This window comes from Kitasatospora sp. NBC_01560, from assembly GCF_045208415.1.
Lineage (GTDB): Bacteria > Actinomycetota > Actinomycetes > Streptomycetales > Streptomycetaceae > Kitasatospora.
In genome coordinates this window covers 6,180,040-6,191,687 of sequence record NZ_CP109364.1, presented here as the reverse complement: position 1 = coordinate 6,191,687, position 11,648 = coordinate 6,180,040, and the positions used below count along the sequence as shown (strand labels likewise).

The window sequence follows — 11,648 nt, the reverse complement described above, 5'->3', positions numbered from 1 at the left end:
CACCCGCCCGTCGGCTCAGGTCACCCGGCAGCTCCGGCCACCCACCCGCCTCCGGTCACCCGTCGGCTCAGGTCACCCGGCCCCGCTGCGCCGCAGCGCTCGCCCGGCCCACCGGCCCCGGCCACTCCTCCGTGGTCAGCGCGAACCGCTCGTGGTCCCGCCAGCCGCCCTGCAGGTACAGCATCCGCGGGGTGAACCCCTCGTGCCGGAAGCCCAGCCGCTTGGCCAGGCCGATCGAACGCTCGTTGTCCGGCTGCACGTTGATCTCCAGCCGGTGCAGCCCGAGGCCGCCGGACGCCTGGGGGGCGAAGCAGCGGTCCACCACCAGTTGCATGCCCTCGGCCATCCGGCCGGTCCCGGCGAACGGCAGGTACGAGTCGTAGCCGAGCGCGCCGTTGCAGAACCGGCCCATGACGATGTTGGCCACGTTCACCTTGCCGACCAGTCCGCCGGTCTCCCGGTCGAGGATGAGGAAGGTGCGCAGCCCGGCGCCCTGCCGCGCCAGCAGGTCCGGGAGGCCGTCCGGCTCGACCGGGTTCCACCGCCCGATGTGGTCGGCGGACCGTCGGACCGCCTCGGCGTACACGGCCTCGTCCCCGGCCCGCGGGGCCCTGATCGTCACTCTCACCCCCTCATCATCGGACATGCCGACGGCCCGCCGGACCTGGACGGCCCGCCGGACATGCGGACGGCCCGCCGCCCGGGGGAACCGGGTGGCGGGCCGTCCAGGTGCGACGGGACCGCTCGGGCGGGCGCCGGGGCCGCTCTCGCGACCCGACGGGGCCTAGAGCAGGTCCTTGAACTCCTTCGGCAGCTCGAAGTCGGCCGGGCCCTTGCCCGCGCCGAGCCCGAACGCGCCGCCCTGGGCGGGAGCCTGCTCGGCACCCGGGCCGAGCGCGCGCCGCTCGGCGGCGGCCGCCTCCTCCTGCGCGCGCTTCAGCGGGTTGCCGCTCTTGCGCTTGCCCTTGGCCACCTGGGCCTTCTTGGCGGACTTCTTGGAGCCGCCGCCCATGCCCGGGATCCCCGGCATGCCGGGGATTCCCTTGCCGGAGGCCATCGCGGACATCATCTTGCGGGCGTCGAAGAACCGCTGGACCAGGTTGTTGACCTCGCCGACCTGGACGCCGGAGCCCTTGGCGATGCGCGCGCGGCGCGAGCCGTTGATGAGCTTCGGGTCGGTCCGCTCGGCCGGGGTCATCGACTTGATGATGGCGCCGACGCGGTCGACGTCCTTGTCGTCGATGTTGTTGATCTGCTCGCGGATCTGGCCCATCCCCGGCAGCATGCCCAGCAGCTTGGAGATCGAGCCCATCTTCCGGACCTGCTCCAGCTGGTCCAGGAAGTCGTCGAGCGTGAAGTCCTTGCCGCCGCCCTGCAGCTTGGAGGCGATCTTCTCGGCCTCGGCCTGCGAGAAGGTCTGCTCGGCCTTCTCGATCAGCGAGAGCATGTCGCCCATGCCGAGGATCCGGGAGGCCATCCGGTCCGGGTGGAAGGCGTCGAACTCGTCGACCTTCTCGCCGTTGGAGGCGAACATGATCTGCCGGCCGGTGACGTGCGCGACCGACAGCGCGGCGCCGCCGCGGGCGTCGCCGTCGAGCTTGGAGAGCACCACGCCGGTGAAGTCGACGCCGTCGAGGAAGGCCTGCGCGGTGGTGACGGCGTCCTGGCCGATCATCGCGTCGACGACGAACAGCACCTCGTCCGGATCGACCGCGGTCCGGATGTCGGCGGCCTGCTGCATCAGCTCGGCGTCGATGCCGAGGCGGCCGGCGGTGTCGACGATGACGACGTCGTACTGCTTCTGCTTGGCGTACTCGATCGAGTCCCGGGCGACCTGCACCGGGTCGCCGACGCCGTTGCCCGGCTGCGGGCCGTAGAACGCCACGCCGGCCCGGTCGGCGACGACCTGGAGCTGGTTGACGGCGTTGGGGCGCTGGAGGTCGCAGGCGACCAGCAGCGGGGTGTGCTTCTGCTGCTTCAGCCAGTGGCCGAGCTTGCCCGCGAGGGTGGTCTTACCGGCACCCTGGAGACCGGCGAGCATGATCACCGTCGGGCCGCTCTTGGCGAACCGCACCCGGCGGGTCTCGCCGCCGAGGATCGCGATGAGCTCCTCGTTGACGATCTTGATGATCTGCTGCGCGGGGTTCAGCGCGCCGGAGACCTCGGAGCCGAGGGCACGCTCCTTGACCTGCTTGATGAAGGCCCGCACGACCGGCAGCGCGACGTCCGCCTCCAGCAGCGCGATGCGGATCTCGCGGGTGGTGGCGTCGATGTCCGCCTCGCTGAGGCGGCCCTTGCCCCGGAGGTTCTTGAACGTCGCTGCGAGGCGATCGGAAAGGGTGTCGAACACGTCGTCGCGGGTCCTCTGCGGCATCGGTATCAGTACGGTCGTCGTCCCCAAGGGTATCCGGCCACCCCGCGAACGGTCTCCACCCCCGGGACGACCTCTCCCGGAACGGCCCCGGACCTCGCCGGATACCGCTCCGGAGCCCTCCCGGCCGCGCCCCCGGAGCTCCCCGGCGGCGTCCCGACCGCTGCCCGGGCCGCGAAGAACCGGGGCGCGGAGGGCCGGGCCGCGAAGAACCAGGGCGCGGAGGGCCGGGCCGCGAAGAACCAGGGCGCGGAGGGCCGGACGGGGGCGCGGAAGGCCGGTGCGGGCCGGTGCGGGCCGGTACGAGGTCAGCCCAGGGCGGCGCGGACCGCCGCCGCCACCTCCCCCGCCCGCTGGGCGGCGAGCGGCCGGCCCGCGTCGTCGGTCAGGTAGAAGGAGTCCACCGCGTCCGCGCCCAGCGTGGAGACGTGCGCCGTCCGGACGCGCACCCCCGCGCCGTCCAGCGCCCGCCCGATCCGGTGCAGCAGCCCGGGTGCGTCGTGGGCGCGCACCTCCAGCACGGTCGCCGTCGCCGAGGCCACCGCGGGCGCCACCGCGACCACCGGCGGGGGGGTCGGGATGCCGCGCCGGCGCGGGGCGGCCGCGTCGCGCTCGGCGAGCCGGCGCGAGACGTCCAGCGAGCCGTCCAGCGCCCGGCGCAGATCGGCCCGGAGCCGGGCCGCCTCCGGCAGCTCGCCGAACTCGGCGGCCACCGTCCAGGAGAGCAGCAGCACCGGGCCCGCCCCGATCGGGTCGAGCTCCCGCAGCCCGGCCGAGCGCACGGTCAGCCGGTGCAGGGCCAGCACTCCGGCGACGGTGCCGAGCAGCCCCGGCCGGTCCGGCACGGCGAGGGTCAGCCGGACGCCCATCGGCTCGGTGCCCGGCTCGTCCGCCGCGCCGGGCCGGGCGGACGCCTCGGCCTGCGCGGCCACCTCGGCCTGGGCCAGCAGGGAGAGCGCCGGTCCGCCCGTCCGGGCGGCCTCCACCGCGAGCCGCTCCTGTTCGGCGGTCGGCTCGTCGTCGGCCGGCCGGGGGTAGCCGCCGGCCAGCTGGGCGGCGACCCGGGCCGCCAGACCGTCCACCAGCGAGGCCCGCCAGCGGCTCCAGGCGGCCGGCCCGGTGGCGGTCGCGTCGGCCTCGGTGAGCGCGTGCAGCAGCTCCAGCTGCGGCACGGTGGCGACGACCTTGGTGATCGCCTCGACGGTGGCCGGGTCGTCCGGGTCCCGCCGGGTGGCGGTGTCCACCAGGGTCAGGTGGTGGCGGACCAGCATCGCCAGGGTCTCCACCGACTCCCGGTCGAAGCCCATCCGGACGGCTACGTCGCGGACGATCACCTCGCCCGCCTCGCTGTGGTCGCCGGGCCAGCCCTTGCCGATGTCGTGCAGCAGCGCGGCGACCAGCAGCAGGTCCGGCCGGGCGACCCGGCGGGTCATCCCGGCGGCCCGCACGGCCGTCTCGACCAGGTGCCGGTCGACCGTCCAGCGGTGCACGGCGTTGCGCTGCGGGCGGCAGCGGACCCGCTCCCAGTCCGGCAGCAGCCGGGTGATCAGCCCCTCGGCCTCCAGCGCCTCCCAGACCGGCAGGCAGGCCTCGCCCGCGCCCAGCAGGGTGACCAGCTGCTCGCGGGCCTCGTCCGGCCAGGGCACCGGCAGCGGGCGGCACTCGGCGGCCAGCCGCCGCACGGTCGCGTACGAGACGGTCAGCCCGTTCTGGGCGGCGGCCGCAGCGGCGCGCAGCGGCAGCACCGGGTCGGTGGCCGGGCGGGCGCCCTGGGCCAGCACCGCTTCGCCGTCCTGCTCCACCACGCCCTCGGCGAGCGGGCGGCGCTCGACGGCGCCGCGGGCCACCGCGCCCGCGCCGCGCCCGGCTCCGGTGAACGGGAAGGAGAGCCGGGGCGAGCGGCGGCCGCGACCGGAGCGGGCGGCCAGCACCCGGTCCACCGACCGCCAGGTGACGTCGCTCGCGTAGGCGATGGTCCGGGCGGCCTCGTAGACCTGGCGCAGCAGGGTGTCGGCGTCGAGCACCCCGAGCCGCTCGGCGACCTGGTCCTGCTCCTGGAGGCTGAGCCGTTCGGTGGCCCGGCCGGTGGCCAGGTGCAGCGCGTCGCGGACGTCGGCCAGCCGCAGCGCGGCGGCGTCCAGGCCGTCCCGGGGCGCGTCGGCCAGCCAGGTGGCGGCCACCGCGTTCAGCGCGACCACGTCGCGCAGGCCGCCGCGCGCCTCCTTGAGGTCGGGCTCCAGGAGGAAGGAGAGCTCACCGTGACGCTCGGCGCGCTCCCGGCCGAGGTCGCGCAGCTCGGGCAGGCGCTCGGGCGCCCTGGCTCGCCAGTCGGCGAGGACGGCCGAGCGCAGCCCGGCGGTGAGCGCCGGGTCGCCGGCGATGTGCCGGGCGTCCAGCAGGCCGAGCTGGGCCTTGAGGTCGGCGGCGGCGACGGCGCGGGCCTCGGCGGGCGTGCGGACGGAGTGGTCGAGGGCGGTGCCGGTGTCCCAGATCGGGTACCAGATCCGTTCCGGCAACGCGGGGTCGAGCGGGCCCTCGTGCAGCAGCAGGACGTCGAGGTCGCTGCGCGGGGAGAGCTCGCCGCGCCCGTACCCGCCGACCGCGACCAGGGCGACGCCGGCGGGGGCGCCGGCCGCCGCGAGCAGGCCGGTCAGCCAGCTGTCGGTAAGCGCGGACAGCGCCGCCCGGCGGGCGCTGCCGGCCGGGCCGGGGCCGTCCAGCAGCCGGGCGCGGGCGGCGCCGTGGTCGAGGGGGTCGTCGGTTCCGGTGGCCATGCGAAGTCCCCGTCCGTCGTGCGGTTGAGCGAAGCTGCACTGATGCGCCGTTGGCGGACCCGTGACCAGGAGTGGTCTCGGGCCCGCCTGCGGGTCGATCGAGCTGAATGCTAGAACCTGTCCGGTCTACAGGGCGTCGGGGCCGCGCTCGCCGGTCCGGACCCGGACGACGGAGTCGACCGGGACGCTCCACACCTTGCCGTCCCCGATCTTGCCGGTCCGGGCCGCCGTGACCAGGACGTCGATCAGCTGGTCGGCGTCGTCGTCCTCGGCCAGGACCTCGATTCTGACCTTGGGCACCAGGTCCACGGTGTACTCCGCGCCCCGGTAGACCTCGGTGTGGCCGCGCTGGCGGCCGTAGCCGCTGGCCTCGGTGACGGTCAGGCCGTGCACGCCGAAGGCCTGCAGGGCGGCCTTCACGTCGTCCAGGCGGTGCGGCTTGATGACGGCGGTGATCAGCTTCATCGGGCGTCGACCTCGGTCTTCTCGGTGCTCTTCGGAGCGGCGGCGGGAGCGGCGGGTGCAGCGGGTGGGGCCGCCAGGGTGGTCCGGGCCAGGCCGGCGCCCAGGGCGCTGAAGTCGTACGCGGACTCGGCGTGCTCGGCCTGGTCGATGCCGGCCACCTCGACCTCCTCGGCGACCCGGAAGCCGACCGTGCTGTCGATCGCCTTGGCCAGCAACCAGGAGAGCACGAAGGAGTACACGGCGACCACGGCCACGCCCATCGCCTGCTTGCCGAGCTGGTCCAGGCCGCCGCCGTAGAAGAGCCCCTTGGCGGTCTGGCCGACCGTGCCGGTGGCGAAGAGGCCGACCAGCAGCGAGCCGATCGCGCCGCCGACGGCGTGCACGCCGACCACGTCGAGCGAGTCGTCGAAGCCGAAGCGGTACTTCAGGCTGATCGCCGCGGCGCAGACGGCGCCGGCGATCAGGCCGATCGCCACCGCGCCGAGCGGGGAGACCGAGCCGCAGGCCGGGGTGATGGCGACCAGGCCGGCCACCGCGCCGGAGGCGGCGCCCAGCGTCGTGAAGGCGCCGTGCCGCAGCTTCTCGTAGATCAGCCAGCCGATCAGCGCGGCCGCCGTGGCGACCTGGGTGTTGATCAGGGCCATCGCGGCGACGCCGTTGGCGGCCAGGGCGGAGCCGGCGTTGAAGCCGAACCAGCCGAACCAGAGCAGCCCGGAGCCGAGCATCACCAGCGGCAGGCTGTGCGGGCGCATCGGGTCCTTGCGGAAGCCGACCCGCTTGCCCAGCACCAGGCAGAGCGCCAGGCCGGCGACGCCGGCGTTGATGTGCACGGCGGTGCCGCCGGCGAAGTCGATCACGCCGTTGCGGTCGCCCAGCCAGCCACCGTTGCCGCCGTCGAAGAAGAAGACCCAGTGCGCGACCGGGAAGTAGACGACGGTCACCCAGAGCGCGATGAACAGGCCCCAGGCGGTGAACTTGGCGCGGTCCGCGACGGCGCCGCTGATCAGCGCCGGGGTGATGATCGCGAACATCAGCTGGAAGGCGGAGAACGCGGTGACCGGGATCGTCCCGGCCAGGTCGTTCAGCCCGATGCCGCGCATCCCGAGGAAGTCCAGGTTGCCGATCAGGCCGGCGCCCGCGTCGGGCCCGAAGCTGAGCGAGTACCCGTAGAGCACCCAGAGCACACTGACGATGCCGAGCGAGAGGAAACTCATCGCCAGCATGTTGAGCGTGCTCTTGGCCCTGACCATGCCCCCGTAGAAGAAGGCCAGACCCGGGGTCATCACCATGACCAGGGCCGCACAAATGAGCACAAAGGCGGTATCGCCCGCGCTGAAGCCGTCCGGCATCGGCGTCTCCTCATGAATGGAAGCCGCTCCACACCCGGGATTACCTGTCCCGTGCCACCCGGGGTGTCGGCGATGAGAAGGAGAGTGCCGAAGGCTGGTTTCGGCCGATGCGGCCCGTTGTTTCGCGACCGTGACGCCGGCGACGCAGGGGTTACGCCTGCGTGAACCACGGCCGTGCCGCGCCGCCGAATGGGTTACCGTGCCGCCGCGCGGCACGGGGAGTACGCCGACCACCACCGACCGTGGCGGCGGTGGCCGTCACGGTCGGTGGAGTCCGGTGGAGTCCGGCGGGAGGCCCGGCGCGGTGCCACCGGAGGGGGCGGGGCAGCGCGGCCGGGCCCGGGCGGGCGGGGCGGAGACAGACGGGGCGGGGCGGACAGGCCGGCGGTCAGACCACCGAGACGTACTCGGGGATGTCCTGGACGACCCGCTCCTTGAGCCGGGTCACCGCGTCCACGCCCTTGAAGCGGGCGGCGGCGGCCTCCGTGGTCTTGCGCACCCGGGAGTTCAGGCGCTCCGAGCGGACCTTGGTGGCGATGTCCACCGCCTTCTCGGCGAAGACCGCCGCCTCCTCCGGCTCCCGCTGCAGCAGGTGCACGCTGGCCATGCCGACCAGGTTGAAGGCGTACGAGCGGACGTGGTCGCCGTCCTGGCGGAAGAGGTCGACGGCGCGCTCCATCACGGGGGCCGACATCGAGGCGTACAGCTCGGCCTGGTCGGAGTGGTAGGCGAGGTCGCGGAAGGAGTGCGCGTTCTCGGCGTTCAGCTCGGCCGGCGAGAAGAACTTCAGCCAGTCCGGGTCGCCGTCGCCCTCGCGGATGTCGGTGAAGGTGTCCTCGGCCAGCCGCACCGCCCGGGCGCAGCGGTTGATCTCGCCGATGGTGGCGTAGGCGCGCGCCTCCATCGCGTAGAGCAGCGACTGCTGGCGCGGGGTGGCGGTGTCGCGGCTGCCGTACTGGGCGAGGTGGATCAGCTCCAGGGCGTCCTCGCCGCGGTTGAGGTGGATCATCTGGCGGCTCATGTCGGTGAGGATCAGGGCGCCGAACGGGCGGTCGCCGGCCTCCTTTGCGGCGTGCAGCGCCAGTACGTAGTACTTCTGCGCGCTGGGGTGCATGCCGACGTCGTACGACATCCAGCCGGCCAGGTGGGCCAGCTCGGCGGTGAGCCGGAACAGCCGCCTGGTGGTCTGTTCGGGGTAGGTCTCCTGGAGCAGGTCGGTGACCTCGTGGAGCTGGCCGACGACGGCTTTTCGGCGCAGCCCGCCGCCGTTCTGGGCGTCCCACTGGCGGAACATGACGGTGGTCTGCTCAAGCAGTTCCAGCTCGGGCTCGGAGAGCCGGCCGGTGAACGGCTCGCCGCCGTTGGCCGCGGTCAGGATCGGGGTGGGAATGCCGGTCGGGCCGGGGGCGAGCCAGCGCTGCATCGGCTCGATCAGTGCCGCGCCGGCCGTCAGGGCGAGCGAAGTGCCGAGGAAGCCGCGCCGGTTGAGCATGAGGTCGCTGCGCGAGTAGTCGCTGATCAGCTGGACGGTCTGCGGCGCGCTCCACGGCAGGTCGACGCCGCCGCCCACGGTGGAGACCGGGACGGCGGCCCGCAGCCCGAGGTCCTCGATGGAGACCACCGAGCCGAAGCGCTCCGAGAACAGCTCCGACATGATCTTCGGGATGGGCTCGCGGGGCTGCTCGCCGTCGAGCCATCGGCGCACCCGCGAGGTGTCGGTGGAGACGTGGTGGGCGCCGATCTGGCGGGCCCGGCGGTTGACCTGGCGGGCCAACTCCCCCTTGGACCAGCCGCTGCGGGCGAACCACGTGGTCAGCTTCTCATTGGGTTGCTTCTCTGCCATGGGAACGTCCCCATCCCGCCCGGCCCCTGCTGCGGGGCCCCCGATCGTGACCGCCCGACGGTTGCGGGCTCTTGCCAGACGTGCCGTACCTGAGGTGCTGCCGAAACCGCCGAGCGGGATCGTTCGCACCGTTCACCGGAATCCCCGGCCCGGGATTCGCTCGTCGAACCGTTGGTCGTACTGGTGTGCCATCCTGGCGGACGATCCGTCAGTTCTCCCAACTCCCGTCCCCCGAGGGCCTGGAGTGGATTGTCCGACGGTACCCGTGTGCTGAACGTAGTGCCCTGTGCACTACCCGGGGGAGCGACCCTGGCGAAACGCCACCTTTCGCCACCCCCAGGAGTGAACCGATGCAAGTCCGCACACGCTTCACTGGGTAGTCCCGACGGTCCGGCATATGCGGGCCGCCAAGTCCCCCCGCCGGCACCCCGGCCCAGCAGGCAATCCGCAGCAGCCACCGGCGGATTCGCCACCCGCCCGGATCGACGACCCGCCCGCGTTCACGACGATCCGGCATCGGGCCCGCCCGCCACAAGGCGGCGCCCGAGGCGCGACCCCGCATCAGGCGCACGCCACGCGCTGCGCGCCGCCACCGCACCACGCACCACGCAACGGACAATCAACACAAAGTCACCATCCCGTAACCATCGGCAACGACAACCTGTTGGGGGAGGCATGGACAACCTGTTCGGCGAACTTCGACTGGGGCACCTGCGGTTGGCCCCGCTGGGCGCGCGCCGCCGCACCCGGGTCACCGTGTCCCGGGCGGCCGCGGAGTACACCGGCCGCTGGGGCTGGGCGGTCGCCGTCGGCAACCCGGCCGGCCCGGCCACCGGCCCGGCCCGCTGCCCCTGCGGCACCCCGCGGTGCGCCGCGCCCGGCCTGCACCCCGTTCCCGGGAGCGAGCCCGCCGGCCGGTCCGGCGCGGACGCCTCGGTGCTCTTCCCCACCGGCCGCGCCTTCGACGTCCTGGACGTCCCCGAGCAGGCCGGCCTCCAGGCCCTGGTCCGGCTGGAGCGGATGGGCACCCAGGTCGGTCCGGTGCTGGCTGCCCCCACCGGCCGGCTGCAGTTCCTCGTCGCCGCGGGCACCGCCCGCCGGCTTCCCGACCTGCTGTACCGGATGGGCTGGGACGACGCCGCGCTCGACCTCGCCTGCCACGGCGAGGGCAGCTACGTCGCCGCTCCCCCCACCGTGCTCGGCGGGCTCGGCCCGGTCCGCTGGCTGCGCCGGCCGACCCGCGACAACGCCGGCTGCCCGCCCGAGGCCCGCCTGCTCCTCGGCACCCTCGCCTACGCCTGCCACCGCGGCCGCGAACGCACCGCGGAGCCCGCCTGGCTCGCCTCGTGACCCGCACTCCGTAGCCCGCCGGCCCCTCGCTCCCCCGCACCCGGTCCCTCCCGCTCAGCCCGGGCCGCTCGGTTCCGGCCCGCCCCCGGGCCGGTACGCCGAAGGGCCCGCCCCCCGAGGGAGCGGACCCTTCACCTGAACCGCCGGTTCACCGGAACCGCGCCGGATCGCCGGCCGGCCGGGGTCAGTCCCCGATCAGCGCGTCCACGAACGCACCGGGCTCGAACGGCGCCAGGTCGTCGGCGCCCTCGCCCAGACCGATCAGCTTGACCGGCACGCCCAGCTCCCGCTGGACGGCGACCACGATGCCGCCCTTGGCGGTGCCGTCCAGCTTGGTCAGCACGATGCCGGTGATGTCCACCACCTCGGCGAAGACCCGGGCCTGGACCAGCCCGTTCTGGCCGGTGGTGGCGTCCAGCACCAGCAGCACCTCGTCCACCGGGCCGTGCTTCTCGACGACCCGCTTCACCTTGCCCAGCTCGTCCATCAGGCCGGTCTTGGTGTGCAGCCGGCCGGCGGTGTCCACCAGCACGGTGTCGGCCCCCTCGGCGATGCCCTCCTTGACCGCGTCGAACGCGATCGAGGCCGGGTCGCCGCCCTCGGGGCCGCGCACGGTCCGCGCGCCGACCCGCTCGCCCCAGGTCTGGAGCTGGTCGGCGGCGGCGGCGCGGAAGGTGTCGGCGGCGCCGAGCACCACCTTGCGGCCGTCGGCGACCAGGACGCGGGCCAGCTTGCCCGTGGTGGTGGTCTTGCCGACGCCGTTGACGCCGACCACCAGGACGACCGCGGGGCCCTCCGCGTGCTTGGTGGAGTGCACGGTGCGGTCGGCGTCCTTGCCGACCAGCTCGACCAGCTCCTCGCGGAGCAGCGCGCGCAGCTCGTCCGGGGTGCGGGTGCCGAGCACCTTCACCCGGGTGCGCAGCCGCTCGACCAGCTCCTGGGTCGGGGTCACGCCGACGTCGGCGATCAGCAGGGTCTCCTCGATCTCCTCCCAGGTGTCCTCGTCCAGGTGCTCGCGGGAGAGCAGCGAGAGCAGGCCCTTGCCGAGCGAGTTCTGCGAGCGGGAGAGCCGGGAGCGCAGCCGGACGAGACGGCCGGCGGTCGGCTCGGGGACGTCGAGGGCCGGAGCCTCCTCGACGGGCTCGACGACCTCGGGGGCCTCGGCGGTCGCGAGGGCCTCGGCCTCCGGGAGCTCCACCTCCTCGACGGTGCGGCGGGGCTCCTCGGTCGGCGGCGCGGCCTCCTCGCCGACGGCGGGCTCGCGCGGGGTCGGGGGCGCCGTGATGACCGGCGCCTGCGGCTTCGGCGGCAGCTCCCGGCGTCGTCTGCCGGACACCACGAAGCCCGCGATCGCGCCGACCGCGAGCACGGCCAGCACGACGGCAAGGATCACGTATTCCACATCAATCTCCTTCACTGGATCCCACGGCAGAGTGATCCTTCGGTCACCGACGCACGGAGCGCCGCCGCCTCCCTTACGCTGACCGCGGCGCCGT

General features: G+C 74.1%; 8 protein-coding genes. 1 reads left to right on the top strand and 7 read right to left on the bottom strand.

What is annotated here, in order from left to right; all coding sequences use genetic code 11:
* Positions 1–67 precede the first annotated feature (67 nt).
* The 6 genes from OH807_RS27010 to OH807_RS26985 all read right to left on the bottom strand — a co-directional run bounded on the left by OH807_RS27010 (position 68) and on the right by OH807_RS26985 (position 8,802).
* Positions 68–646 carry a GNAT family N-acetyltransferase gene (locus tag OH807_RS27010; RefSeq protein WP_406203497.1) on the bottom strand — a complete coding sequence of 193 codons (579 nt, stop codon included), beginning with the start codon at positions 644–646 and terminating at the stop codon, positions 68–70.
* A 138-nt stretch (positions 647–784) separates the two neighbouring features.
* The gene (ffh, locus tag OH807_RS27005) at positions 785–2,350 is read right to left on the bottom strand and encodes a signal recognition particle protein (protein WP_406211207.1); all 1,566 of its coding nucleotides are present in this window, start codon (positions 2,348–2,350) and stop codon (positions 785–787) included.
* A 329-nt stretch (positions 2,351–2,679) separates the two neighbouring features.
* Positions 2,680–5,145: a [protein-PII] uridylyltransferase gene (locus OH807_RS27000; RefSeq protein WP_406203494.1), complete on the bottom strand. Its 2,466-nt coding sequence runs from the start codon at positions 5,143–5,145 to the stop codon at positions 2,680–2,682.
* A 126-nt stretch (positions 5,146–5,271) separates the two neighbouring features.
* Complete coding sequence (locus OH807_RS26995; RefSeq protein WP_406203491.1) at positions 5,272–5,610, bottom strand: P-II family nitrogen regulator; 339 nt, start codon at positions 5,608–5,610, stop codon at positions 5,272–5,274.
* Positions 5,607–6,959, bottom strand: a complete 1,353-nt coding sequence (locus OH807_RS26990) for an ammonium transporter (RefSeq protein ID WP_406203488.1) — start codon at positions 6,957–6,959, stop codon at positions 5,607–5,609. Before OH807_RS26990 ends, OH807_RS26995 begins: the two co-directional genes overlap by 4 nt.
* A 388-nt stretch (positions 6,960–7,347) precedes the next feature.
* The gene (locus OH807_RS26985) at positions 7,348–8,802 is read right to left on the bottom strand and encodes a hypothetical protein (RefSeq protein WP_406203485.1); all 1,455 of its coding nucleotides are present in this window, start codon (positions 8,800–8,802) and stop codon (positions 7,348–7,350) included.
* 675 nt (positions 8,803–9,477) lie between these two features.
* Between OH807_RS26985 and OH807_RS26980 the strand changes: the two genes are divergently transcribed.
* Positions 9,478–10,152, top strand: a complete 675-nt coding sequence (locus tag OH807_RS26980) for a bifunctional DNA primase/polymerase (protein WP_406203482.1) — start codon at positions 9,478–9,480, stop codon at positions 10,150–10,152.
* A gap of 184 nt (positions 10,153–10,336) precedes the next feature.
* On the opposite strand, the gene ftsY is transcribed toward OH807_RS26980, so the two are convergent.
* On the bottom strand, positions 10,337–11,554 hold the full coding sequence (ftsY, locus tag OH807_RS26975) for a signal recognition particle-docking protein FtsY (RefSeq protein ID WP_406203479.1): 1,218 nt from the start codon (positions 11,552–11,554) through the stop codon (positions 10,337–10,339).
* Positions 11,555–11,648: the final 94 nt, after the last annotated feature.